Source organism: Streptomyces clavuligerus (assembly GCF_005519465.1).
Lineage (GTDB): Bacteria > Actinomycetota > Actinomycetes > Streptomycetales > Streptomycetaceae > Streptomyces > Streptomyces clavuligerus.
Map to the genome: position 1 here is coordinate 1,578,812 of NZ_CP027858.1, position 24,825 is coordinate 1,603,636.

General features: G+C 70.3%; 24 protein-coding genes and 1 pseudogene. 10 read left to right on the forward strand and 15 right to left on the reverse strand.

Annotated elements, in window-relative coordinates; all coding sequences use genetic code 11:
* The first annotated feature begins 82 nt into the window (after positions 1-82).
* On the forward strand, positions 83-1,660 hold the full coding sequence (locus CRV15_RS06265; RefSeq protein ID WP_003961957.1) for a cytochrome P450: 1,578 nt from the start codon (positions 83-85) through the stop codon (positions 1,658-1,660).
* A 66-nt stretch (positions 1,661-1,726) separates the two neighbouring features.
* On the opposite strand, the gene CRV15_RS06270 is transcribed toward CRV15_RS06265, so the two are convergent.
* The 5 genes from CRV15_RS06270 to CRV15_RS06285 form a co-directional block, all read right to left on the reverse strand.
* Positions 1,727-2,512, reverse strand: a complete 786-nt coding sequence (locus CRV15_RS06270) for a helix-turn-helix transcriptional regulator (protein WP_003957801.1) — start codon at positions 2,510-2,512, stop codon at positions 1,727-1,729.
* Positions 2,513-2,832: 320 nt separating this feature from the next.
* A complete protein-coding gene (locus CRV15_RS06275; protein WP_003957802.1) occupies positions 2,833-3,921 on the reverse strand; it encodes a branched-chain amino acid aminotransferase in 1,089 nt (362 codons plus the stop codon).
* A gap of 237 nt (positions 3,922-4,158) precedes the next feature.
* Positions 4,159-5,199, reverse strand: coding sequence for a 3-isopropylmalate dehydrogenase (locus tag CRV15_RS06280; protein ID WP_003957803.1), 1,041 nt, complete (start codon positions 5,197-5,199; stop codon positions 4,159-4,161).
* Between the two features lie 135 nt (positions 5,200-5,334).
* Positions 5,335-5,472, reverse strand: coding sequence for a hypothetical protein (locus CRV15_RS35845; protein ID WP_162925183.1), 138 nt, complete (start codon positions 5,470-5,472; stop codon positions 5,335-5,337).
* Between the two features lie 470 nt (positions 5,473-5,942).
* Positions 5,943-6,476, reverse strand: a complete 534-nt coding sequence (locus tag CRV15_RS06285) for a GNAT family N-acetyltransferase (protein ID WP_003961955.1) — start codon at positions 6,474-6,476, stop codon at positions 5,943-5,945.
* A gap of 220 nt (positions 6,477-6,696) precedes the next feature.
* Here CRV15_RS06285 and CRV15_RS06290 point away from each other — a divergent pair, with 220 nt between their 5' ends.
* Positions 6,697-8,595 carry a glycoside hydrolase family 97 protein gene (locus tag CRV15_RS06290; RefSeq protein WP_009997638.1) on the forward strand — a complete coding sequence of 633 codons (1,899 nt, stop codon included), beginning with the start codon at positions 6,697-6,699 and terminating at the stop codon, positions 8,593-8,595.
* 61 nt (positions 8,596-8,656) lie between these two features.
* Here CRV15_RS06290 and CRV15_RS06295 read toward each other — a convergent pair whose 3' ends face one another.
* The 3 genes and pseudogenes from CRV15_RS06295 to CRV15_RS06310 form a co-directional block, all read right to left on the reverse strand.
* Positions 8,657-10,945, reverse strand: coding sequence for an FtsX-like permease family protein (locus CRV15_RS06295; RefSeq protein ID WP_003957807.1), 2,289 nt, complete (start codon positions 10,943-10,945; stop codon positions 8,657-8,659).
* Positions 10,942-11,531, reverse strand: a pseudogene (locus CRV15_RS06305) (ABC transporter ATP-binding protein). Before CRV15_RS06305 ends, CRV15_RS06295 begins: the two are co-directional and overlap by 4 nt.
* Before the next feature lie 67 nt (positions 11,532-11,598).
* On the reverse strand, positions 11,599-12,204 hold the full coding sequence (locus CRV15_RS06310) for a beta-lactamase inhibitory protein BLIP (protein ID WP_044955856.1): 606 nt from the start codon (positions 12,202-12,204) through the stop codon (positions 11,599-11,601).
* Between the two features lie 212 nt (positions 12,205-12,416).
* On the opposite strand from CRV15_RS06310, the gene CRV15_RS06315 reads away from it, so the two are divergent.
* The 5 genes from CRV15_RS06315 (at position 12,417) to CRV15_RS06335 (ending at position 14,747) form a co-directional block, all read left to right on the forward strand.
* Positions 12,417-12,608: a hypothetical protein gene (locus CRV15_RS06315; protein WP_003957810.1), complete on the forward strand. Its 192-nt coding sequence runs from the start codon at positions 12,417-12,419 to the stop codon at positions 12,606-12,608.
* On the forward strand, positions 12,592-13,119 hold the full coding sequence (locus CRV15_RS06320; RefSeq protein ID WP_003957812.1) for a DUF6879 family protein: 528 nt from the start codon (positions 12,592-12,594) through the stop codon (positions 13,117-13,119). The genes CRV15_RS06315 and CRV15_RS06320 overlap by 17 nt, the downstream gene beginning before the upstream one ends.
* Positions 13,116-13,946, forward strand: coding sequence for a helix-turn-helix domain-containing protein (locus CRV15_RS06325; RefSeq protein ID WP_003957814.1), 831 nt, complete (start codon positions 13,116-13,118; stop codon positions 13,944-13,946). Before CRV15_RS06320 ends, CRV15_RS06325 begins: the two co-directional genes overlap by 4 nt.
* Before the next feature lie 89 nt (positions 13,947-14,035).
* Positions 14,036-14,260 carry a DUF397 domain-containing protein gene (locus CRV15_RS06330; RefSeq protein ID WP_003957815.1) on the forward strand — a complete coding sequence of 75 codons (225 nt, stop codon included), beginning with the start codon at positions 14,036-14,038 and terminating at the stop codon, positions 14,258-14,260.
* A 10-nt stretch (positions 14,261-14,270) separates the two neighbouring features.
* Positions 14,271-14,747 (forward strand): hypothetical protein, encoded by a 477-nt coding sequence (locus tag CRV15_RS06335; protein WP_003957817.1) that lies wholly within the window; start codon positions 14,271-14,273, stop codon positions 14,745-14,747.
* 48 nt (positions 14,748-14,795) lie between these two features.
* Here CRV15_RS06335 and CRV15_RS06340 read toward each other — a convergent pair whose 3' ends face one another.
* Together CRV15_RS06340 and CRV15_RS06345 are read right to left on the reverse strand one after the other, a co-directional pair.
* Entirely contained in the window at positions 14,796-15,014 is a 219-nt protein-coding gene (locus tag CRV15_RS06340; RefSeq protein WP_003957818.1) for a DUF397 domain-containing protein, read from the reverse strand.
* The gene (locus CRV15_RS06345; RefSeq protein ID WP_009997631.1) at positions 15,011-15,832 is read right to left on the reverse strand and encodes a helix-turn-helix domain-containing protein; all 822 of its coding nucleotides are present in this window, start codon (positions 15,830-15,832) and stop codon (positions 15,011-15,013) included. Before CRV15_RS06345 ends, CRV15_RS06340 begins: the two co-directional genes overlap by 4 nt.
* A gap of 251 nt (positions 15,833-16,083) precedes the next feature.
* Here CRV15_RS06345 and CRV15_RS06350 point away from each other — a divergent pair, with 251 nt between their 5' ends.
* Positions 16,084-16,542 (forward strand): SRPBCC family protein, encoded by a 459-nt coding sequence (locus tag CRV15_RS06350; protein ID WP_003957820.1) that lies wholly within the window; start codon positions 16,084-16,086, stop codon positions 16,540-16,542.
* Complete coding sequence (locus CRV15_RS06355; RefSeq protein ID WP_003957821.1) at positions 16,539-16,889, forward strand: ArsR/SmtB family transcription factor; 351 nt, start codon at positions 16,539-16,541, stop codon at positions 16,887-16,889. The genes CRV15_RS06350 and CRV15_RS06355 overlap by 4 nt, the downstream gene beginning before the upstream one ends.
* A 93-nt stretch (positions 16,890-16,982) precedes the next feature.
* Here the strand turns inward: CRV15_RS06355 and pruA are convergent, their stop codons facing one another.
* Positions 16,983-18,623: an L-glutamate gamma-semialdehyde dehydrogenase gene (gene pruA, locus CRV15_RS06360; RefSeq protein WP_003957822.1), complete on the reverse strand. Its 1,641-nt coding sequence runs from the start codon at positions 18,621-18,623 to the stop codon at positions 16,983-16,985.
* 20 nt (positions 18,624-18,643) lie between these two features.
* Positions 18,644-19,570 (reverse strand): proline dehydrogenase family protein, encoded by a 927-nt coding sequence (locus tag CRV15_RS06365; protein ID WP_003957823.1) that lies wholly within the window; start codon positions 19,568-19,570, stop codon positions 18,644-18,646.
* A 189-nt stretch (positions 19,571-19,759) separates the two neighbouring features.
* On the opposite strand from CRV15_RS06365, the gene CRV15_RS06370 reads away from it, so the two are divergent.
* A complete protein-coding gene (locus tag CRV15_RS06370) occupies positions 19,760-21,058 on the forward strand; it encodes a PucR family transcriptional regulator (protein ID WP_003961951.1) in 1,299 nt (432 codons plus the stop codon).
* Between the two features lie 146 nt (positions 21,059-21,204).
* On the opposite strand, the gene serA is transcribed toward CRV15_RS06370, so the two are convergent.
* The 3 genes from serA to ilvN form a co-directional block, all read right to left on the reverse strand.
* Positions 21,205-22,803 carry a phosphoglycerate dehydrogenase gene (serA, locus tag CRV15_RS06375; protein WP_003957826.1) on the reverse strand — a complete coding sequence of 533 codons (1,599 nt, stop codon included), beginning with the start codon at positions 22,801-22,803 and terminating at the stop codon, positions 21,205-21,207.
* A gap of 374 nt (positions 22,804-23,177) precedes the next feature.
* Positions 23,178-24,179, reverse strand: a complete 1,002-nt coding sequence (gene ilvC / locus CRV15_RS06380; RefSeq protein WP_003957827.1) for a ketol-acid reductoisomerase — start codon at positions 24,177-24,179, stop codon at positions 23,178-23,180.
* A 118-nt stretch (positions 24,180-24,297) separates the two neighbouring features.
* Positions 24,298-24,825 (reverse strand): acetolactate synthase small subunit, encoded by a 528-nt coding sequence (gene ilvN, locus CRV15_RS06385; protein ID WP_003957828.1) that lies wholly within the window; start codon positions 24,823-24,825, stop codon positions 24,298-24,300.

Here is a 24,825-nt window from a genome sequence, read left to right on the forward strand (position 1 = left end):
GATCAGGCCCGTGATGTCCCTAGAAGGCGGGACAGCGGCGACGGCGGATTCGGGGTAGAACGGCTGCCGGGAGGTCGCTCATATGACGGCAGGAGCACACGGCCCACTCGCCGAGAACACGGGCCCCGTTGACAACACGGGACACTCCAGAGGCTCCAATGGCGCGGGCCCCGACAAGAACCCCGGTCCCGCCAAGAACCCCGGTTCCGCCGGGAATCCGGGACCCGCCGGGAGTCCGGGGCTCGCCGAGAACCCCGGACTCGTCGATGTGGACACCACGCACTGGCTCGACGCGGCACTCCAGCGCGTACCCCTGAGGACGGGCCCGCTCGCACCGCCGCCCCCGGGCAGCGGCCTCGAACCGGTCCCCGGGGACAAGGGCCTGCCCTTCCTCGGCCTCGGCGTCCACACTCTGCGCTATGGCCCCGCCTTCCAGCTCCAGCTGCTGCGCCGGCACGGTCCGGTGTCCTGGTGGCAGGCGTTCGGCCGCCGGATCGTGGCCGTGTCCGGGCCCGACGCCGTGCAGGCGGTCCTCGTCAACAAGGACAAGGCGTTCGCGACGGGGTGGCCCGCCGTCATCGGCCCCTGGTTCGACGGCGGTCTGCTCGCGATGGACGCGCCCGCCCATCTCGCCGACCGCAGGGTCATGCAGACCGCGTACGGCGAGGAGGCCATCGCGGGCTACGTCCTGCGGATGGCCGAGGACGCCGAAGCGGCCCTGGCCCGCTGGCCGCTGGGCCGCGCCTTCACCGCCGTGCCCGCGATCAGGGAGCTGTCCTCCGAGGTCACCCCGAGGGCGATCCTCGGAGTGGCGTACGAGCCCGCGGGGCGGCGGATCATGCGCGCCGTCGAGGAGTGCATCCACGCGGAGACCGCCGCGGTACGGCTGCGGATTCCCGGTACGAGCTGGTACCGGGCGCACCGGGCCCGCCGACTGCTCCTCGCCGGACTCACCCGGGCCGTGCCCGCGGCACGCGAGCGCGCGGGGGACGACTTCCTCTCCGTCCTGTCCCGGATCGGCGGGCCGGACGGGGACAGGTTCAGCACCCGGCAGCTCGCCGAGCACGCGCTGTTCACGCTCATCGCCTCGCACGACACGACGGTGGTGGCGACACTCGCCTCCTTCTACTTCCTCGGCCGCAACCCCGAGTGGCAGGCCAGGGCCCGCGCCCAGTCGCTGGCGCGCCCCGGGGGACCGCCGACCGTCGAGGCGCTGGGCGGCCTGGACGTCCTGGAACGGGTGGTCAAGGAGAGCATGCGGCTGGTGTCGCCGTCCCCCATCAACATGCGGGTCGCGGTCAAGGACACCGAGGTGCTGGGCCACTTCATCCCCGCCGGTCAGCTCGTCTCGGTGTGCACGGGCGTGAACCAGCTCATGCCGGAGCTGTGGCACGAGCCGCAGCGCTTCGACCCGGACCGCTTCGCCCCGGACCGGAACGAGGACCGCGTCCACCGGCTGGCCTGGGCGCCCTTCGGCTCCGGCGCGCACAAGTGCATCGGTCTGCACGTCGGCATGTTGAAGGTGAAGGCGACGCTGGACGCGATGGTGCGCCGGTTCCACTGGGAGTTCCCCGCCGGGTACGAGGCGGCGTGGCGGTTCAGCTCCCTGCCCGCGCCGTCCGACGGCATGCCGGTGGTCCTCACCCCGCGCACTCCCTGACCGAAGGAGCCCCCGGGCCGCGCCGTACGGGCCGGGGGCTCCGGCCCGTACGGCGGCCCGCCGCGCCTACAGCGGGACGGACGGCGCGGCGTCCTGCGCCACCGGTCCCGCCGGGCCGCCGAGTCTGCACATCTGTAAGGCCACCCGGGTGAGTTCGGCCTTGTTGCCCACCCCGAACTTGGTGCGGATGCGCTTCACATAGGTGTCGACGGTGTGCCTGCTGATGCCCAGCCGGGTGGCGATCTGCCCATGGGTCAGCCCCTGGGATATCTGCCCCAGCACCTGGCTCTCCCGCAGCGACAGGGTCGGCGCCGAGAGCTGTGCCGGGACGCCGGGCGACGCCATCGCGCACTCGCACGGCTGCACCCCGGTCCCCGTCGCGACCGCCCGGAGCGCGCTGACGATGCAGGCGCCGGGCTCCCGTCGGCACAGCACCGCCGACGCGCCCGCCCACAGCCAGGGGCTCGCGGCCGACGCCGTCTCGACGTTGACCACGAGAACGGGGGTGTGCTCGGCCATGTCACCGACCCGGGCGGGCCCGTCCGGCACGGGCAGCGCGTCCGCGTCGGTCAGCAGGACATCGGCGAGTGGCGACGGGGGCTCTCCGGGGGAGGTCCGGGTCCCCACCACCCTGATCCCGGCGGCGTCGCCGAGCACCTGTGCCAGACCGCTCAAATAGACCGGGGAACCGACCAGCACGTCGACGAGGACCGTCCGGCCCTCCTCCGCCGTGCGCGCCGCGCCGCCGCCCCCGCCGCGCGGGCGGCGCGAACCCGCGCCCGCACCCCCCTGGCGGTCGCCGGACGACCCGGCCTTCGCCATCAGTCCGGTCGTCAGTCGAACAGGAGCCACAGTCTCTCCTCATCTCTTCGCCTCCCCCTCGGTCTGCGAATACCCCCTGAGATCTCCCCATCGCTCGTCTCAGCGTTCTCTTGACTTTCTTGCCGTGAACATTACGAAGGGGGATTCCGCCCCGGTGGATCCGCGCTGACCTGGGTGGACGGGTTTCCTCCTGGGCAAGGAAGAGGTCCGACATCCGGACAGCAAAGCCCCGGACGGCCTGAAACGGCCATCCGGGGCTTGTCCTCACCGGGTTCGTCGGGTCCGGCCCGGGCGCCGCGGTCCGAACGGGTCCGGGCGGCGCGGTGGCGGGTCGGGGCGGGGCGGGGGCGTCAGCCCAGGTCGTGCATCCAGTCGTGCCGGTCGGCGGCGACACCGGTCTGGATGTTCAGCAGCGCCTCGCGCAGCTTCATCGTCACCTCGCCGGGCCGTCCGTCGCCCTGGGTCCACTCGCCGCCCGCCGACTTCACCGAGCCGACCGGGGTGATCACGGCCGCGGTGCCGCAGGCGAACACCTCGGTGAGGGTGCCGTTCTCGGTGTCGCGCCGCCACTGGTCGGTGGAGATCCGGCCCTCCTCGGCCGTGTAGCCGAGGTCCCGGGCGACCGTGAGCAGCGAGTCACGGGTGACACCGGCGAGCAGGGAGCCCGTCAGCTCGGGGGTGACGATGCGGTCCCCGTACACGAAGTACAGGTTCATCCCGCCCATCTCCTCGACCCAGCGGTGCTCCACCGCGTCCAGCCAGACGACCTGGTCGCAGCCCTTCTCGGCGGCCTCGGCCTGGGCCAGCAGCGAGGCGGCGTAGTTGCCGCCGGTCTTGGCGAAGCCCATGCCGCCGGGGACGGCGCGGACATAGTTCTCGGAGAGCCAGACGGAGACCGGCTCGACGCCGCCGGGGAAGTACGCGGCGGCCGGGGAGGCGATCACGATGAACAGGTACTCGTTCGCGGGGCGCACCCCGAGGCCGACCTCGGTCGCGATCATGAAGGGACGCAGATAGAGCGAGGACTCGCCACCGTGGGCGGGGACCCATGCCTTGTCCTGGCGGACCAGCGCGTCGCAGGCGGCGATGAAGAGGTCCACGGGCAGCTCGGCCATGGCAAGCCGGCGGGCGGAGCGGCGGAAGCGCTCGGCGTTGGCCTCGGGGCGGAAGGTGGCGACGGAGCCGTCGGGGCGGCGGTAGGCCTTCAGCCCCTCGAAGATCTCCTGCGCGTAGTGCAGGGTCATGTTCGCGGGGTCGAGCGAGAGCGGGGCGTACGGCGTGAGCTGGGCGTCGTGCCAGCCCAGACCCTCCGTCCACTTGATGGTCACCATGTGATCGGTGAAGTGGCGGCCGAACCCGGGGTTGGCCAGGATCGCCTCCCGCTCCGCGTCGGAGAGCGGGTGCGAGGAGGGCTTCAGCTCGATCGTGGGCGTCGTCATGAGTGCTTCTGTCCTTCACCGTTGGTTGTGACGGACCGCGCTCACGCCGCTACTGAATCTCGGACGTCCGGACATTCCCGCATGCCACGGCCCGGTTCGATTATCGCTCGAATGCCTCGGCGCAAGAAACAGGGTGGAAGGGGTGAAAGCGGTCCCGGTTGGATGGTGGCACCCGGGGCCGCGCAGAGCGAAGCCGCCGGGCGCTTGGCGACCCGGCGGCTTCGAGGAATCGTCGGGTCAGCTCGCTACGCGTACCGCGAGCGCGTCGCCGATCTCGTCCGTGGTGCGGAACGTGCCGTCCCGTTCCGCGAGGTCGGCGGAGACGGCCTCCTCGATCCGGGCGGCCTCGGCCTCGAAGCCGAGGTGCCGCAGGAGGAGGGCGACGGAGAGGATCGTGGCGGTGGGGTCGGCCTTGCCGGTGCCCGCGATGTCGGGCGCGGAGCCGTGCACCGGCTCGAACATCGACGGGAAGGCGCCCGTCGGGTTGATGTTGCCGGAGGCCGCCAGGCCGATACCGCCGGTCACGGCGGCGGCGAGGTCGGTCAGGATGTCGCCGAAGAGGTTGTCGGTGACGATGACGTCGAAGCGCTCGGGCTGGGTGACGAAGAAGATCGTCGCCGCGTCGACATGCAGATAGTCGGTGGTGACCTGGGGGTACTCGGCGGCAACCCGGTCGAAGGTGTTCTTCCACAGATGGCCCGCGTACACGAGCACATTGTTCTTGTGGACCAGCGTCAGCTTCTTGCGGGGCCGGGCCGCGGCCCGCTCGAAGGCGTCCCGGACCACGCGCTCCACGCCGTACGCGGTGTTCACGCTGACCTCGGTGGCCACCTCGGCGGGGGTACCGGTGCGCAGCGAGCCGCCGTTGCCCGTGTAGGGGCCCTCGGTGCCCTCGCGGACGACGACGAAGTCGATCTCGGGCTGTCCCGCCAGCGGGGTCGCGGTGTTCGGGAAGAGCTTCGAGGGCCGCAGGTTGATGTAGTGGTCGAAGGCGAAGCGGAGCTTGAGCAGCAGCCCGCGCTCCAGCACTCCGGAGGGCACCGACGGGTCGCCGATGGCGCCGAGGAGGATGGCGTCGTGGCCCTTCAGGGCGTCGAGGTCCGCGTCGGGAAGGGTCTCCCCCGTGCGGTGCCAGCGCTGGGCGCCGAGGTCGTAGGGGGTGGTCTCCACCTTCACATCCTGCGGAAGGACGGCCGAGAGGACCTTCAGGCCCTGGGCCACGACCTCCTGGCCGATGCCGTCACCGGGGATCACTGCGATGTTGAGGCTGCGAGACATGCCCGCACCCTACTCCCCGTCCCAGACCATGAGCAGACGTCGTCCACCATATGGACGAAGCCCGGTCTGGACGAAGTGCCCCAGGGCCTGGTCAGACCCTGGTCAGGGCCCGACCGCGGTCCCAACGGGGCCTGTTCATCCGGCGGCGCCCCCGTTGTCCCGGCGGTCGAGTGCGCGCTGGAGGGCCGCCGCGGCGTTCCTGCGGTCGGACTCGGTGGTGCGGACGGCACGGGCGGCGGAGCGGCGGGCGCGGCGGACGGTCTCGGCAGGCATGAGGATCGACTCCTTGAAGATCACACGACGGAAATCACACGATCACGGGATTTCGAAGGCGCCGGAGGGGGCGGGGGCCGTGCGGCAGGGGTGACCTGCGTGGCGCACGGCCGACATCGCCCTTCGCTGGATCGAGCGAGACGTTCGGCTGGTTTCCACGCTAAGCCAGCCGGGCGCCGCTGTCTCCACAACTAGTCGGACTTCCTACTATCTGAGACGGAAATCATGGAAGCCGCTGGTGGGAGCGGTGGATTCGCGGCCCCCGCCCGGATACGCGGCCCCCCGCCCGGGTGCACGGCCCCGCCCGGACTCACCGCAGGCCCGGACTCACGGCCCGCCCGGACTCACCCCAGGCCAGGATTCACAGCCCGCCCGGACTCACGGCAGGCCGGTATGCCGGAGCACACCGGCATATCGGGGCACGCCGGCATGCCGGAGCCCCCGCCGGTACGCCGGAGCCCGCCGACATGTCAGAGCACATCGCCGTCGCGCCAGTCGAAGGCCAGCGCGCCCCTGTCCCCGGGCACCGCGCCACGGACGAGAACGGTGCCCTCCTCGTCCGGGAGGTGCACCAGCCCCTGCGGCCCGATCCCCTCGATCCGCCCCGGCCAGGCCCACCAGCCGCGCGAACGGTAGAGCAGCTCGCCCAGGGCGGACGCGGACAGCGCGCCGAAGTCGTAGGCACGGTCGATGATCCCCTCCAGCTCGTCCATCACCCGGGAGCCGAGCCCCTCGCGGCGCCGGTCCTCGCGGACGGCCATCGCCTCCACATAGCCGACCCGGTGGAACCGGTCGCCGTGCCGCACCCGGCGCATGATCACACTGCCGTGGGCGACCATCCGGCCCTCGGCGTCCCGCACCAGAGTGTGCATCCCGCCGAGCAGGTGATCGAAGTCGTCGTCGTCGAGATCGCCCCGGAAGCAGCCGTCCAGGAGGGCGCGGATATCGGTGAGTTCGGCGGGGGTGAGGGAACTGGTGTGGAGGGTGCGCAGCGCGTCGGTCATGGACCGAGCCTTCCAGGCCCCCCGCCGCGCACGCACCGATTTACCGGCCCCGCCGCGCCCCCGCCCCCGCCCGGGTGCCGCAGGGCCGCGTCCGCGACGCCGGGCCCGGCGGAACGGAAGGGCACCGGCACGGCACCCGGGTCGCCGGGGCCACGCCCTTGACGGCCGTCTCCCCTGCCTCCATCCTCCGAGTCATCGGATGACCGGCCCGGGAGGTCCCATGCCGTTACGACGCCCGCTCCGCACGCTCGTCCTGCCGCTCTGCGGCGCGCTCACCACCGCCCTGCTGCTCGCTCCCCCGGCCCACTCCCTCCCCGACGAGCAGGTCTGGCGGATACATGGGACGGACGGGCTGGTCGCGCGGGTCGCCCTGGCACCGGGTCCCGGCTCCCTCACTCTGGCCGTCGAACGACACGGACGCACCGTCCTGGAGCCTTCACCCCTGGGGCTTCTCACCGAAAGAGCCGATCTCTCCCGTGGTTTACGGCCGGTGAGCCGGAGCAGCCGGACCGTGGTGGAGCGCTATCGCACCACCACAGGCAAGAGCCGCGACCGCCGAACGCGGCTGGCCGAGACCCGCTGGGGCTTCCGTACCGCCGACGGCACCCGGCTGGATCTGACGGTCCGGGTCGCCCCCGACGGCGTGGCCTACCGCTACACCCTCCCCGACACCGGCGCGACCGGCACGGTCACGGGCGAGTCCTCCGCCTTCGTCCTCCCGGCGGGCTCGGACTCCTGGCTGGGGCGCTACCGCGCCGACAACGAGAACCTGTTCACCGCGTACCCCGCCGCAGCGGCGCCCACGGGCGAGTACATGATGCAGTCGCTCTTCCGCACCCCCGGCGGCCACGCCCTGATCGCCGAGTCCGGCCTCACCGGCGCCTACGCGGGTGCCCGGCTCACGCATACCGCCGGATCGCCGGTGTACGGGGTCCGGCTCTGGGACGCGCGGATCGCCGTCGACGGCGGACGCCTCGACACCCCCTGGCGCGCCGTGATCACCGGCGACCCGGCCCGGATCACCCGCTCCACCCTCATCGACGACCTCGCCCCAGCCTCCCGGGTCCGCGACACCTCCTGGGTCCGCCCAGGACCCGCCCTGTGGACCTGGCTCGCCGGGGGCCGTCCCGCGGGCCAGAGCCTGCCGATGCAGAAGGCGTACGCCGACTACGCGGCGGCGCGCGGCTGGCCGTACACCGTCGTCGACGCGGGCTGGTACTTCGACCCCCGGCAGTGGGACGTCACCGACCCGGAGTGGGAACGGAACAGCTGGATACCGGAGTTGGTGCGGTACGGCGCGGCGCGCGGGGTCGGCGTCCATGTATGGATTCACTACCGCGATCTGGACACCGCGCAGGAGCGGGAGCGCTGGCTGCCGGTGCTCCACCGCTGGGGCGTCAAGGGCGTGAAGATCGACTTCATGGACTCGGAGTCACAGGACCGGCTGCGCTGGTACGACGAGATCCTCCCGGCCACGGCGGAGCACCGGCTCCTGGTCAACTTCCACGGCTCCACGATCCCCAAGGGCATGCAGCGCACCTGGCCGCATGTCATGACCCTGGAGGGCGTCAACGGCGAGGAGAAGCGCGTCAACACCGCCGAGCACCTGACCATCCTGCCCTTCACCCGGAACGTCATCGGCTCGATGGACTTCACCCCGGGCTCCTTCCACCGCCCCGCCCGCCCCAACGCCGCCTCCGACGCCGGTGAACTGGGGCTCGCGGTGCTGTACGAGTCCGGCGTCCAGAACCTCTCCGGCACCCCCGAGTCGTACGACGCCCGCCCCGAGGCCCGGCGCTTCCTGGAGCGCCTCCCCGCGGCCTGGGACGAGACCCGGCTGCTGACAGGCGCTCCCGGCACCCTCGCGGTGCTCGCCCGCCGCGCCGGACCGCGCTGGTTCCTCGGCGCCATCCAGGCGGGCCCGGCGCGGACGGTGGAGGTCCCGCTGCGGATCGGCCGGGGCCGCTGGCTGGTCGAGACGGTGACGGACGGCCCGTCCGGCCTCCGCCGCGAGACCCGCCCCGCGCACGGCGGCGCCACCCTCACCCTCCCGGTGGTCGCCGACGGCGGCTTCGCGGCGACGGCGTGCCGCTGGCACCCGGGCCGTACGAGCTGCTGAGCGCCGGGGACACCGCCGTGAACCCGCCTCCCGTCGTACCGGTCCTTCGGTCCTTCAGCCCTCAGTCGCGGCGGATCAGCTCCGGGTCGATCCGGCGGCCCACCAGCGGCAACGACCCGGCCGCGGCCACCAGGACCACACCGGCCGCGGCGAGGAGCAGCGGCGGCAGCCCCTCGACGTCCCAGCTCACCGCGGAGCCACCGGTGATCAGATAGCTCGACTCGGCGAGCTTGCCGGTGATCACCGCGAGGACCAGCCCCAGCCCGAGGGGCAGCACCACCTGAAGACACTGCACCGTGCGCAGGGTCCGCGCCCGTGCCCCGATCAGGGTGACGGCCGTGATCTGCGATCTGCGCTCCACCGCCCGGTCGGTCGCGGAGACCAGGAAGGCGGCCACCCCGATCAGCAGGCCCATGGCCATACCGAGTGCGAGCAGGGTCTCGACCACCGATATCTGTTCCAGCCCCTGGATGTTCAGCCCCACCAGCTCGACCTCGGCGATCGGGGCCACCGCCCCGATACCGTCGAGCACCGCGCGGACCTGGTCCGGCGCCGACCCGCTGGTGAGCACGTACTGCGCGTCCCGGGGGCTCACCCCGCCGGGCAGCGCGGAGGGCGGGACGAGCAGCAGCGCGTTGCCGACGGAGGAGGTTCCGTATCCGCTGTAGACGACGCGTTCGGCCGGGTAGGCGATGTCCAGCTTCCCGTCCTTCCCCCCGGTGTGGCGGAAACGGAAGACCGTGCCGGTGGCGATCCGGCTCCCCAGGCTGGAGTTGGGGTCGTCGAGCCGCATCACCCTGCCGTCCACACACCCCTCTGCGGTACGGACCATCCGTTCCAGCTCATCGCAGGTGGCGACCAGGGCGGTCGCCGACGAGGCGAACGCCGCGTCGGGGCTCTCCGCCCGCAGATCCACCCAGGAGTTCATCATCACGGCCCGGGTGCGGACCCCGTCCAGTCCGCCCAGCTCCTGCCGCTGCCGCTCGGTCAGCTCGTGCAGGGCCAGGGAGTAGTCCTGAACGGGGCCGGAGGGCCGGCTGACCTGGTCGAGCTGGATGAGCACCCCCTGAGCGAGGGACGCGGCGTACACCAGCAGGACCAGCCCCGTGACCACCCGCAGGGTGCTGCCGGGCTCGGCCTCGTTGCGCCGCATGGCCAGATTGAGGGTGAGGGAACGGGTCGACCCCGCGAGCGCGCGGGCGAGCGCGTACGACAGATAGGGCAGGGTGAGCACCAGCCCGACCCCGGTGAGCAGCACACCCGCGACCACGAGGAGCGCGTTCACCCCGACGCTGGACGCGGGACGTCCCAGCAGGCCCGTGAGGCAGTAGCCGCAGACGATTCCCAGGCCCGCGAGCAGCAGCAGGCCGAACCACTTGGTCGGCGGGCGCGCGACGGCGGTGCGCCGGACGGCCAGCGGGTCGGCGGTGGCGTCCCGCGCGCTGCGGCGGCCGACGAGCCAGGCGAGGGCCGGGCAGCCGATCAGACAGACGGCGACGGTGGTCGCGGAGAGCGCGCCGTCCTCGGGGTACCACCGCAGGGAGGGCAGCCCGGTCCGGGACATCACCTGGTTGAGCAGCGTGTACTCGCCCAGGCCGAGGGCCGCCCCGGTCAGCGCGGCGGCGGTGGTCTCGGCGGCGTTCACCCGCTGGGTGCCCTTCTTGCTCAGGCCCAGCAGCCGCAGCGAGGCCAGTCTGCGGGTGCGGCTGGCCGCGGACAGCCGGGCGCAGACGGAGAGGAAGATGCCCAGCGGCAGCAGGACCAGGGTCGCCAGCGCGAACCGTACGTCCGTCAGGGTGGACGGGTCGACCACCGGGTTCGGGGCGTAGCGGTAGCCGAAGCCCTTGAGGTGCCGTCCTTCGCCGTCCAGCCGGTCGCGGGTGGTGCCGATGTACGCGTACAGCTCGTCGGGGTGGGCCAGACCGCCGGGGCCGATCGTCCCCTTCTCATCACCGGGAAGCAGTCCCTTGACGGCGGGCGCCTCCCGTAGCAGCTCACGGACGCGCGGGGAGACGAACACCTCTCCGGGGCGGGGCAGTTCCCGCAGACCGGGCGGGGCGGGGGTGTCCTGCCCCGGGCCTCGGGCCACGAAGACCCGGGTGAACGAGTGGGAGCCGTACGCGTCCGAACGCGGGAGCACGAGGGTGCCGTCCGCCGGTCCCTTCGCCGCGGTCACCGGCTGCCGGGCCGCGGCCCGTCCGTTGTGCGCGTCGAGGATCGCGGGAAGGGTGAGGACGAGGGCCAGGCAGCAGACCCCGACCGACCCGCCGACCGCCATCAGCAGGAAGCGGACGCGGTTGCCCCGCCCCGAACCGGCGAGCAGCCGCAGTCCGAGCAGGAACTCGGTCACCGCTCCCCCCAGGGGGAGAGGACGCCGTCGGTCATCGTGTAACGGGTGTCCGCCTGCTCCGCCACCGCGCCGTCGTGGGTCACCAGGATCACCGCCGTGCGCTGCGAACGGGCCAGCCCGAGGAACTCCTTCAGCACGGCGGTGGCGTTGGCGCTGTCCAGTGAGCCGGTCGGCTCGTCGGCGAAGACCACGGCGGGCCGGTGCACCAGCGCCCGCGCCACCGCGACCCGCTGACTCTGCCCGCCAGGCGCAGCGGCAGCGCGGTGTTCTCCTCGATGGTCAGCTCGGGAAGCAACTCCCCGTACTGGAAGACAAATCCGAACCGTTCCCGCCGCAGCGCGCTGACCTCGTCGTCGGACATCCCCCCGATGACGCGCCCCTCGAACCGCACCCGCCCCCGGCTGACGGGCACCACCCCCGCCAGGCAGTAGAGGAGCGACGACTTCCCGGACCCGCTCTGCCCGGTGATCGCGACGACCTCCCCCGGTACCACCGAGATCCGGGCATCCCGCACGGCGGGCTGATCGCCGTAGGAGAGGTCGACTCCTTCGGCGACGAGAATTTCTGACGTACTGATGTTTCCCATCCCCCTGGTTCATGGCCGTGCGGGGCGGATCACCGGGTGATCCGCCCCGCACAGTGAAACCGCGTCCTTATACAAGGTCCCACTGCCGCTTGCCCTGAAGCACCCCGTCCGTGAACCAGAGGTGCGCCGAGCCTCGGTAGAACCCCGTCGACGAGTAACCGTCCACATCGAAGCAGGACAGGCTGAGGGTCACCCCGGCCGTCGACGGATAGGCCGGGTAGTACTCACTCCAGGTGGTGCAGGACCCCTGCCCGACGGTCGCCAGTACCTGGGCCCTGGTCATCCCCACGGTGACCTGGTTGAACTTGGCGAGGGTGAGCGTCGGGGCGCTCGGGGCCAGCAGCTTCTCCTGGCTCTTCGAGTCCACCTTCGCGTCGGCGGCGGCGCTGGTGAAGCCGAAGGTGGCGTAGGCGTAGTAGTCCCCTGCCGCGTGCCCCCGGCAGTGGATGCTGTCCCCGAACGACCCGCCGGTCTCACAGTTCTCCGCACCGGCTATGTCGAGGACCTGCTGACGTGTCATCCCGAACTGGATCTGCGTGAACTTCGCCCCGGTCATCACCCCCGCCGCGTTCGAAGCCCCCGCCGACCCGAGCACCAGCCCACCCACGGCCGCCGCCATGACCACGGCCCGCCCCAGCCTCCGAACCCCCGCGCCGATCCCCACTGTCCTCATCGCCCGTCCCCTTCCGTCGACCAAGCCTCCGCCCTCGCTGAGGGCCTGCTCAACCCTGGCATCGATGGATCTCCGCGCACTCCTCATCACGGCGGACGCCCGGGCAATCGTTCCTGCAAACGATTTCCAGTAACGGAAACCCGAACCTCTTGTTTCCGCACGGCTGAAGCCACGAACATCAGACCTGAAACCCGACACTGAGGGGGCACGTTGTGGCACTGACACGGCTGGTGGGAGAGTGCGAAGACGGCGAGTGTCCGGCGATCTACGCCACGGACCGGGCAACGCTCGCCTTCCAGGGGAACATCCTGACCGATCACGGGTTGAAGATTCCTCCCCACGAAGCCCTGGTGGAGGTCCCCATCGACATCATCCGAAAGGCCATTCGTGACAACCTCATCTAGGACGCTGGGAGACTGGTTCACCGACTTCGAGCGGGAAGCCTTCCGGCTGGAGACCCTGGACGACTACAGCAAGTCGGGCGGCGTCGCCGCGTACCAGGCTTTCATCGCTGGTAAGCCTCAGCCCGAGGGGTACGCGACGGACGACTGGGTGACGACGGTCGGAAACGCCACCGGGTCGGGCAGGCGCATGTACCGGGTACATATCCTGTCCCGGCCGCTCACCGACTATCTGCGGTTCGAACTCTCCTGGGGCTACCACCGCAACATGACGGCAGGGGAAGAGTTCTTCATCCTGGACACCACGAACCGGGAGAACCCGATCCCGGAAGCCCCGGACTTCTGGCTCTTCGACGAGAGTGTCATCAGCGCCATGAGCTACGACGGCAACGGCAAGTATCTGGGCTCCGACTTCCTCGGCGAGGACCAGTTGGCCCGGTTCCTGGCGTACCGGGACACCGCCCTGGCCCATGCGGTGCCGTTCCCCGAATGGTGGGCGCAGCACGGCGAGTGAACAGATCCACCCTCGGTTCAGCGCTGCGGGAGCTGCGGAAGTCCTCCGGACTGGAGGCCAAGGCAGTCGCCCGCGGCGCTGCCATGTCCTCTTCCAAGCTGTCCAAGATCGAAAACGGGAACACAGCCCCCAGCGTCACCGACGTCGACTGCATCCTCACGGCCATAGGGGTGTCCAACGAGGCCAAGGCCGAGTTCATGGCCGTCGCGAGGGAAGCCGCCACGGAGGTCACAGCATGGCGGCTCGTGCGGCGCCTCGGCTACAGCCGCAAACAGCAGCAGGTACAGGCCCTCGAAGCGCAGACCGCCCTGCTGCGCCTGTTCCAGCCCGCACTCATTCCCGGTCTGCTTCAGACACCTGAGTATGTAAGGGCGGTCTTCACCCGCGAGAGCCTCGGGGAAGTGGAACTGGAACGCACCATCGGCGCGAGGCTCGCACGCCAGCGAGTGCTGTACTCAAGGGAGAAGACGTTTCGTTTTGTCATCACGGAGTCGGTCCTCCGGTGGCGTGTCCTTCCACCCTTGATGATGGCAAGCCAACTGGATCGGCTGATCTCGGCATCCCGATTGCCCGGTGTGGACATCCGGGTTGTGGCACTGGCCACACAGCAGACCGACTTTCCCAGCCACTCGTTCTGCATCACGGATGACCGCATAGTGGCCATCGAAACCGCTCACGCAGAAATAATGGTGACCGACCCCAAGGACGTCGCTCTCTACGCGCATAAATTCGAGCGCTTCAGCGAATCCGCCCTTTCGGGTGACGCCATGCGGTCCCTGGTCGAGACCATCCGGGACGATTTCTTGCGCGAACAGGAAACCGGCTAGCCCGGCCACCCGAGCGGACACACCATGGGCCTTCCATCACGGAATGACGGCAGCGTTCAACAGCCGTCGGACACCAGGAAGGTACGGTCATGACCGAGCTGTACGAACTCTCCCTCGCCACAGTGGTGTTCTCGAAAGCCTGCGGCGGCAACACCCACCCCGACGGCGAGGCATGCGTGACCCTCGCGCGGATCGGACCGGACGCCTGGGCCCTGGGAGACACCAAGCGCCCCGGCGCCGAGCCGCTGCGCTTCACCACGGCGGAGCTGGACGCGGCGGGCATCGACCCGGGCCGCTTCGGTCTCTCCGCCTGACCCGCCCGCCGTGCACCACCACGGATACACCTGGGTCGGCGAGAAGAAGACCTTCGACCGCGAGAGCATCCGCAGGCCGCCCGGCGAGGCCCCGACCGCGAACAGTGAGAAGGAGGTCTTCGACCGCTACCGGGAGGCCGTGGCCGAGTTCCCCGTGTCCGGGGTTCCCCCGATCCAGACGGCGCACTGGCTCCTGAAGCCGCCGTCGATCATCCGGGGCACCTGGGAGGAGCCCAAGGAAGCCGGTGCCTGGCTGCGGCTCCAGCTCGCCGGATTCGCTTCCCGGTTCGCCTCGGCGGACGAGCGGGAGCCCGACCGGCTCGCCCTCCTGGAGCGAGCCGTGGTCGGACGGCTCACCTGGGGCGGGGACGTCTCCCTCGGCCACTATCTGAACGGGACGGCCTTCCACGCGGTCGCCCTCGTGACATGCTCCCCGAACCGGGCCGCCCCTGGGCTCTCCTGCCCGGTGGCCCGGTCCCGCGCCTGACAAAAACGCCGACGGCCCTCCTTCCCCACGGGCGGAGGGCCATCGGCGTCAGACGGACCGCCCCTTGGCGAAGTCCACGAAACAGGACCACCCGGCGGCCGGAAAGACCAGCGCCGGACGGTGCGGGGACTTGCTGTCGCGGACCGGGACGCGGCCCGATATCGCGGCCATGGACGGAGCCCACTCCACGCAGTCGTGGCCACCCGCACCGGAGTAACTGGACTTGACCCATGTGTGCTCGGTGGACGAGACAGAGATACGGCTCATGTCGCATGCTCCTCGATAAGGGACCGGATGTGCTCCGCTGTCCTCGCCGGCGACCACGCACGGGCCATCAACCGGCCGTAGGCTTGCTCACGTCGCAAGACGGCACGGTACTCCTCCAGGACCGTCCCCGTGGAAATGGATTCCTCGTAAGCCGTCCATACGCCCTCCTCCAGAGCCATGAGCACCAGCGAACCGCCCATGAGCCCATGGCAGCCCGCCGCGAGCGGAAGTATCTGCACGATCCTGCCCTTGGTTTCGGTCTCCTCGGCCAGCCGGACAAGCTGCTCCCGCCAGACATCCGGACCGCCGACCCGGCGCATCAGGGCCGCCTCGTCCACGATGAAGGAGCAATCCGGGGCGTCCTTGCCGCGCAGCCGAGCCTGCCGTGCCATGCGGCCCGACGCATATTCGTCGATCTCTTCAGGGCTCAAGTAAGGGTTGAACTCGTCGAAGAGCGCCCGCGCGTATGCCTCGGTCTGGAGCAGCCCCGGGATCAGTTGGCCGCAGTACTGCTTGATCACAAGGGCTCGGGACTCCAACTCCAGTGAGCGCCGGAACTGATTCGGGTACACCTCCAGTACGCACACCTCGTACAGCTCGGCGAAAATGCCCCCGGTCTGGAAGTAGTCGTCCAGAGCCTTCGGCAGCTCCGGCGGCGGCATGTACTCCGCGTTCTCGATCCGCGACAGATGACTCTTGCTGATCTGCACCTTCAAGCCCAGGGCTTCCTGTGTCAGCCCAGCGTCCTCGCGGTAGCGCCGGAGCTTCGTACCGAACAGCTGTCGGGCACTGGGCGCAGCCTTCTTCGGTCGCCCCACTTTCAACCACCCCTCCCAAAATCCATCCTGGGACTGGAATATCTCTGACTGTCCAACGGACTGGTGGAGACTCTAGGGGACCAAGTCTGGATCACAAGCCGAATCGGAGAAAAGAACACCCGCGAACGACCCGCCCGAACAAATTAACCCCACCCACACCGCAACCTCCCAGTTTCGGTATTCACCATGCCGTGCAACCGTGAAATAGCACATGGATACAGCACACCGAAGCCGAAGAAGGAGGCACCGCCATGAGTACTCCGGACAGAATCGAGAAGGAGATCGTCATCGCCGCACCCCCCGAGCGGGTGTGGGCCGTGCTCACCGAGCCCGAGCATGTCGGGGCGTGGTTCGGGCAGGGGGAGCCGACCCCCGTCGAGCTGCGGGCCGGGGGGACGATGCTCCTCGATCACGGGGAGTACGGGCAGTTCCCCACCACTGTCGTGGAGGTCGAACCACCGCATCGGTTCTCCTACCGCTGGGCCTCCGCCCACCCCGGTGAACAAGCCGTGCCCGGGAATTCCACCCTTGTGGAATTCACCCTCACCCCCGAAGGCGAAGGAACCCGGCTACGGGTCACGGAATCCGGATTCACCGCGCTGGAGATTCCCGAGGAACGGCGGGAGACCGCCTCGTACGAGAGTCATGACGGCGGCTGGGCCGGGCAGGTCGAGAATATTCGCGACTACACCGAGAAACTCTCCGGATGACGGACGACGAGACGGTGTCCCGGGTGCTGTCCGCGCTCGCGGACCCCACCCGGCGGCGGATACTCGACGCGCTCGTACGGCAGGGCAGTTCCACGGCCACGGTGCTGGCGCAGGAGCTGCCCGTCACCCGGCAGGCGATCGTCAAACACCTCGGGGTGCTGGACCGCGCCGGGCTGGTGGAGGTGTGGCGGCAGGGGCGGGAGGCCCGGTACCGGGTGGTGCCGGGGACCATGGACGCGACCGCCGCGTGGATGGAGCGGACCGCCGCCGTGTGGGGCTCCCGGCTCGCGGCGATCAGAAAAATCTCGGAAGCCGCCGAACGGCAGGCAACCGATCATGGTCGATGACCATCAAGAGAGATGGAGCCGCCCCCGTCTCCGGCGTGGGGGCCGGAGCGGGGGCGGGTTCGTGGGGCCGGGATCGGCCCGGGCAGGCTGTGATCAGCCCATGTGCGGGTACGCGTAGTCCGTCGGCGGGACCAGCGTCTCCTTGATCGCGCGGGTCAGCGTCCAGCGCATCAGGTTCTGCGGCGCGCCCGCCTTGTCGTTGGTGCCGGAGGCACGGCCGCCGCCGAACGGCTGCTGGCCGACGACCGCACCGGTCGACTTGTCGTTGATGTAGAAGTTGCCCGCGGCGAACCGCAGCTTCTCCATCGTGTACGCGGCGGCGGCGCGGTCGTTCGAGATGACCGCGCCCGTCAGCGCGTAGTCCGACACCGACTCCATCTGGGTCAGCATCGCGTCGTACCCGTCGGCCGACTCGTCCTCGTACACGTACACCGCGAGGATCGGACCGAAGTACTCGGCCTTGAAGACCTCGTTCTCCGGGTCCGTGCACGCGATGACCGTCGGGCGGACGAAGTAGCCCACCGAGTCGTCGTACGTGCCGCCCGCGACGATCGTGCAGCTCGGGTCGGCGGCGGCGCGGTCGATCGCCGCCTTGTTCTTCGCGAAGGAACGCTCGTCGATCACGGCGCCGATGAAGTTCGACAGATCGGTGACGTCACCCATGGTGATGCCGTCGACCTCGGCCGCGAACTCCTCCTTGAACCCGTCGTTCCAGATGGACGCCGGGATGTACGCGCGGGAGGAGGCCGAGCACTTCTGGCCCTGGAACTCGAAGGAGCCGCGGGTCAGCGCGGTCTTCAGGACGGCGCGGTCGGCGCTCGGGTGCGCGACGACGAAGTCCTTGCCGCCGGTCTCGCCGACGATCCGCGGGTACGAGCGGTACTTCTCGATGTTGGTGCCGACCGTCTTCCACAGGTGCTGGAAGGTGCGGGTGGAACCGGTGAAGTGGATACCGGCCAGGTCCCGGTGGTTCAGGGCCACCTCGGAGACGGCGATGCCGTCACCGGTCACCAGGTTGATGACACCCTTGGGGAGACCGGCCTCCTCCAGGAGCTGCATCAGCAGCACCGCGGAGTGGGTCTGGGTCGGGGACGGCTTCCACACGACCACATTGCCCATGAGGGCCGGGGCGGTCGGCAGGTTGCCCGCGATCGCGGTGAAGTTGAAGGGCGTGATCGCGTAGACGAAGCCCTCCAGCGGACGGTGGTCCATCCGGTTCCACACGCCCGGGGCGTTCGCCGGGGGCTGCTCGGCGAGGATCTGGCGGGCGTAGGCGACATTGAAGCGCCAGAAGTCGACCAGCTCGCAGGGCGTGTCGATCTCGGCCTGCTGCGCGGTCTTGGACTGGCCCAGCATGGTGGAGGCGGCCAGCGTCTCGCGCCAGGGGCCCGCCAGCAGCTCGGCGGCGCGCAGGATGATCGCGGCGCGGTCGTCGAAGGACATCGCGCGCCAGGCGGGGGCGGCGGCCAGGGCGGCGTCGATCGCGTCCTGGGCGTCCTGCTGGGTGGCGCCCGCGAAGGTGCCGATGACGGCCTTGTGGTTGTGCGGCTGCACGACGTCGACGCGCTCGCCGCCGCCCATGCGCCGCACGCCGCCGATGGTCATCGGCAGCTCGATCGGGTTCTCGGCCAGTTCCTTGAGCTTCGCCTCCAGACGGGCGCGCTCCGGGCTGCCCGGGGCGTAGCCGTGCACCGGCTCGTTGACCGGCGCGGGAACCGTGGTCACTGCGTCCATGGGTCTGGTAACTCCTTGGCCTAGTTCTTGGTGATCATCGAGCGGACGAAGAAGAGCAGGTTCGCCGGCTTCTCCGCGAGACGGCGCATGAAGTAGCCGTACCAGTCGGTGCCGTACGCCGTGTAGACGCGCATCCGGTGGCCCTCGGCGGCCAGCCGGACGTGCTCCTCGCTGCGGATGCCGTAGAGCATCTGGAACTCGTACTCGTCCAGCTTGCGCCCGGCGCGGCGGGCCAGCTCCTGGGTGATGGCGATCAGGCGCGGGTCGTGGGACCCGATCATCGGGTACCCCGAGCCCTCCATCAGGATCTTCAGAATCCGGACATACGCCTGGTCGATCTCCGCCTTGTTCTGGTAGGCGACCTCGGCCGGCTCCTTGTACGCGCCCTTCACGATCCGGACCCGGCTGCCATTGGCGGCCAGGCGGCGGGCGTCGTCCTCGGTGCGGAAGAGGTACGCCTGGATGACGCATCCGGTCTGCGGAAAGTCCTTCCGCAGCTCCTCGTGGATGGCGAACATCGAGTCGAGGGTGGTGTGGTCCTCGGCGTCCAGGGTAACCGTGGTGCCGATGGCGGCGGCGGCCTCGACGACCGGACGGACGTTGGCGAGGGCCAGCTCATGGCCGTTCTCCAGCGCCTGGCCGAACATCGACAGCTTGACGGACATCTCGGCGCGCTCGCCGAGCTTCAGCTCCTTCAGCCGTCCGATCAGTTCGAGGTAGGCGTCACGGGCCGCGTAGGACTGCTCCACCTCGGTGATGTCCTCGCCCACCACATCGAGGGTGATCTCCAGGCCCTTGTCCGCCAGCTCACGGACGATCGGGACGACCTGGTCGACGGTCTCACCGGGGATGAATCGATTCACCACAGGCTTGGTCACCGGCGCGGCGGAGACGATTTTGCGCATCTTGTCGCTGCGCGACGCGGCGAGGATCACGGGACCCAGCACTGGGCACCTCCACGGAAAGAACTCAGGAACGAGACGGGTGCGCAGGACCGGAAGGAACACTTTCGGTCACGGCACGGAGAACCACCGTGAAACCTAAGGAACGCCTACGATCCTCAGCCATCGACAGCTGTCACGCATTCGTGTTCGGGATCTCAGACAGTTGTCTGAAAGGCGTGGCAGAATGTCCTGATGAAGGGTGATTACCAGGATCTGGTCGATGAGATCTCGACGCTGCTGGCGGCCCCGGCCACGCTGGAGAACCGCGATTTCGGGCTGATCGCCTTCGGCGCGCACGACAGCGACGACGACAGCGCGATGGACCCGGTCCGCACCCGTTCGATCCTCACCAGAACCTCCGCCCCGGCGGTCCGGGCCCTGTTCGAGGGGTTCGGGATCGCCCGCGCGACCGGTCCGGTGCGCATCCCCGCCGCCCCGGAGGCGGGCGTCGTCCGTGACCGGATCTGTCTGCCCGTACGCCATCGGGGGGTCGTCCTCGGCTATGTCTGGCTGCTGGACTCCACCCCGGGTCCCACCCGGGCCCAGCTCGACGCCGCGATGGAGGTGGCGGGCCGGATCGGGGCGCTGCTCGCGGACGAGGAACGGGCGGGCGCGGACCTCTCCCGGGAGCTGCGGGCGGTCCTGACGGCGGAGCGCGGCTGGCAGTACGACATGGCCGTGGCGGCCCTGCGGACCGCGCTGGGCGGGGACGGGCGGGCACCGGCCGGGCCGCACGCCGTCCTCTGTGTCGTCCCCTGGTCCCCCGCCGATCCGCCGTCGGCCCGGTCGCTGCCCGGGGTCGCGGCCGTCTGCACGATGTCCTCGCCCTGGTCGCCCGGACGGGGGAACGGAAACGGAAATGGGGACGGCGGCGAAGGCGGGGGCGGTGGCCCCGGAGGGGCCCGTTCCGGCAGTGGGGCACCCCCATCGGCGGCGGCGGGGGGACGCGAGCGGCGGACCGGGCCGGACCGGGAGGCGGACGGCCCGCGGGCCCTCGCGGTCCTGGTGCGGCTGCGGGCGGCCGACACCCAGACACCCGCCCTCGCGGTCGCCGAGCGGCTGCGCACCGCGGCGGGCACCGGGGTCACGGTGGGCGTCGGCGCCCCCCGGCAGGGGCTGACCGGGCTGAACACGGCCTGGCGGGAGGCGTCCGCCGCCGCGCGGGCGGCCCGGGCGCGGCCGGGCGCGGAGCCGGTGGCGCGCTGGGCGGAGATCGGGCCGTACCGGATGCTGGCCGCGCTGCCCCCGGAGCGGGCGCAGGACCCCGCCGTGCGGACCCTGCTCGACCCCGCCCATACGGAGCTGGCGCGGACGGCCGAGGTCTTCCTGGACTGCGCGGGGCAGGCGGGGCGGACGGCGGCGGCGCTCGGCATCCACCGGCAGACCCTCTACTACCGGCTCTCGCGGGTGGAACAGCTCACCGGTCTGACGCTGAGCGAGGGCGAAGACCGGCTCCTCCTCCATATGGCGCTGAAGGCCGCCCGGCTCTGAAGGCGACCCGGCGCTGAAGGCCGCCCGGCGCTGAAGCCCGGCGGCGCACCGCCGGGGACGACCCGTCCCACGAAGGAAAGGGGCCCCGCCGCGCACGGTGTGTGCGCGGCGGGGCCCCTTCCTGTCGCTGTGGACCGGGCGGACGCTCAGTCGACGAGGTTCACCGAGCGGGCCGAGGCCGCGCCGATCTCGGCGGAGATCTCGGCGATCACCGGCACGGGCACCGTGTCGTCCACGGTCAGGACGACGAGCGCCTCGCCGCCCTCCTCGTGGCGGGAGACCTGCATCCCGGCGATGTTCAGCCCGGCCTCGCCCAGGATGCGGCCGACGGTGCCGACGACACCGGGGCGGTCCTCGTAACGGAGCACCAGCATGTGGTCGGCGAGGGCCAGATCCACATCGTGGTCACCGATGGCGACGATCTTCTGAACGTTCTTGGGACCGGCCAGGGTGCCGGAGACCGAGACCTCCTCGCCGCCGGAGAGGGTGCCGCGCACGGTGACGACATTGCGGTAGTCCGGGGACTCCGAGCTGGTCGTCAGCCGTACCTCGACACCGCGCTCCTGGGCGAAGAGCGGGGCGTTCACATAGGACACGGTCTCGTCGACGACATCCTCGAACACGCCCTTCAGCGCGGAGAGTTCCAGCACCTTGACATCGTGCTGGGTGATCTCCCCGTACACCTCGACATCGAGCCGGACGGCGACCTCGCCCGCGAGCGCGGTGAAGATCCGGCCCAGGCGCTCGGCGAGCGGCAGCCCCGGCTTGACGTCCTCGGCGATCACACCGCCCTGGACGTTGACCGCGTCCGGCACCAGCTCGCCGGCGAGGGCGAGACGCACCGAGCGGGCGACCGCGATACCGGCCTTCTCCTGGGCCTCGTCGGTGGAGGCACCCAGGTGCGGGGTGCAGACGACCTGGTCGAACTGGAAGAGCGGGGAGTCGGTGCACGGCTCCTTGGCGTACACGTCGAGGCCCGCCCCGGCGACCCGGCCCTCCTTGAGCGCGGAGTACAGCGCGTCCTCGTCGACGATCCCGCCGCGCGCGGCGTTCACGATCCGGACGGTCGGCTTGACCTTGTGCAGCGCCTCGTCGCCGATGAGCCCCAGCGTCTCGGGGGTCTTCGGGAGGTGGACGGTGATGAAGTCGGACGCGGCGAGCAGCTCGTCCAGCGTGACCAGCTTGACGCCCATCTGCGCGGCGCGCGCGGGCTGTACATAGGGGTCGTACGCCACGATCTTCATGCCGAACGCGGACATCCGCTGGGCCACCAGCACCCCGATACGGCCGAGCCCGACGACGCCGAGGACCTTCTCGCTCAGCTCGACACCCGTGTACTTGGACCGCTTCCACTCGCCGTTCTTCAGCGCGGTGTTGGCCTGCGGGATATTGCGCGCGGTGGCGACCAGGAGGCCGCAGGCCAGCTCGGCGGCGGTGACGATGTTGGAGGTCGGGGCGTTCACGACCATCACACCGGCCTTGGTGGCGGCGGAGACGTCCACGTTGTCCAGGCCGACTCCGGCGCGGGCGACCACCCTCAGCCGGCGGGCCGCGGCGACGGCCTCGGCGTCCACCTTGGTGGCGGAGCGCACCAGGATCGCGTCCACGTCGGCGATGGCCGGGATCAGCTCGGCACGGTCGGCGCCGTTGCAGTGACGGATCTCGAAGTCCGGGCCGAGCGCGTCCACCGTGGCGGGCGACAGCTCTTCCGCGATGAGTACCACTGGCTTCTGGCTGGGGTTCAAGCTCACGTGAGTCCTCACATGTCCATGGGGGCCCCGCCCGTGCTCCCGCAGTCACGGGGGGAGGCACGGCCGTCCCGACGGCCGCAGGCGGTGGAGGGGCAAGCCGCGTGGAAGACGCACGACACTGTGGGCCTGACGCGTGTTGTTGAGCAGTGTAGTGGTGATCGGGGTCGGGTCTTGCGCCGGTGCGGCAGGATCACCCGTCCGTGGCTGGACGAACTGGACGAAGACCGGACGGAGAAGAGGAGGGGCGGGAAGAGGGGGAAAAGGAAGGCAGGGAAGGGGCGGCGAAGGGGCGGCAGGAGGCCCCGGGCGGGCGGGCGCGACGGCGGAGGGCCGGGGCGTGTCCGCCCCGGCCCTCCGCCGTTCACCGCTTACTGGTCGGTGTCGTCGACCCAGCTCATGAGCTTGCGCAGCTCCTTGCCCGTGCTCTCCAGCAGGTGGTTCTCGTCCTGCGTCTTGTACTCGTTGTACTTCTTCAGACCGCCGTGGTACTCGTCCATCCAGGTCCGGGCGAAGGTGCCGTCCTGGATCTCGGCGAGGACCTTCTTCATCTCGGCCTTGGTCTGGTCGGTGATGATGCGCGGACCGGTGACGTAGTCGCCCCACTCAGCGGTCTCGGAGACCGACCAGCGCATCTTCTCCAGGCCGCCCTCGTACATCAGGTCCACGATCAGCTTCAGCTCGTGGAGGCACTCGAAGTACGCGATCTCCGGCTGGTAGCCCGCCTCGACCAGGGTCTCGAAACCGGCCTTGACCAGGGCGGCGGTACCGCCGCAGAGCACGGCCTGCTCGCCGAAGAGGTCGGTCTCGGTCTCCTCGGTGAACGTGGTCTTGATGACGCCGGCGCGGGTGCCGCCGATGCCCTTGGCGTACGACAGCGCCAGCTCGAACGCCTTGCCCGTGGCGTCCTGCTCGACGGCGGCGATGCAGGGAACGCCGCGGCCCTCCTCGTACTGACGGCGGACCAGGTGGCCCGGGCCCTTGGGGGCGACCATGGCGACGTCGACACCCGCCGGGGGCTTGATGAAGCCGAAGCGGATGTTCAGGCCGTGGCCGAAGAACAGCGCGTCGCCGTCCTTCAGATGGGGGGCGATGGACTCCTCGTAGACCTGGGCCTGGATCGGGTCCGGGACGAGGATCATGATGACGTCGGCCTCGGCGGCGGCCTCGGCGGGGGTGACGACCCGAAGGCCCTGCTCCTCGGCCTTGGTCTTGGACTTCGAGCCCTCGTGCAGACCGACGCGGACATCGACGCCCGAGTCCCGCAGCGACAGCGCGTGGGCGTGGCCCTGACTGCCGTAGCCGATGACCGCGACCTTGCGGTTCTGGATGATGGACAGGTCGGCGTCGGCGTCGTAGAACAGCTCGGCCACTGGTTTGTCTCCTTGGTGTACAGGTGTGCGTCCCACCGTACGGCGGGGCTGGTTGAGGACGTTCTTCGGGCTCTGTCCCGGCCTGCTCGGTCCGCTCACCGGGACGGTGCCGCGCGGATCAGGCGCTGCGGTCGAGTGCGCGCAGCGACCGGTCGGTGATGGAGCGGGCCCCCCGCCCTATGGCGATGGTGCCGGACTGGACCAGCTCCTTGATACCGAACTGCTCCAGCATCTTGAGCATCGCCTCCAGCTTGTCGCTGGAGCCGGTGGCCTCGATGGTGACCGCGTCGGGTGAGACGTCGACCGTCTTGGCCCGGAAGAGCTGAACGATCTCCACGATCTGGGAGCGGGTCTCGTTGTCGGCACGGACCTTCACCAGGACGAGTTCGCGCTGGATCGCGGCGCTGGGTTCCAGCTCGACGATCTTCAGCACATTGACCAGCTTGTTGAGCTGCTTGGTGACCTGCTCCAGTGGCAGGTCGGCGACATTGACCACGATGGTGATACGGGAGATGTCGGGGTGCTCGGTCACGCCGACGGCGAGCGAGTCGATGTTGAAGCCCCGCCGGGAGAACAGGGCGGCGATCCGGGCCAGGATGCCGGGCGTGTTCTCGACCAGGACGGAGAGCGTGTGCTTGGTGGACAT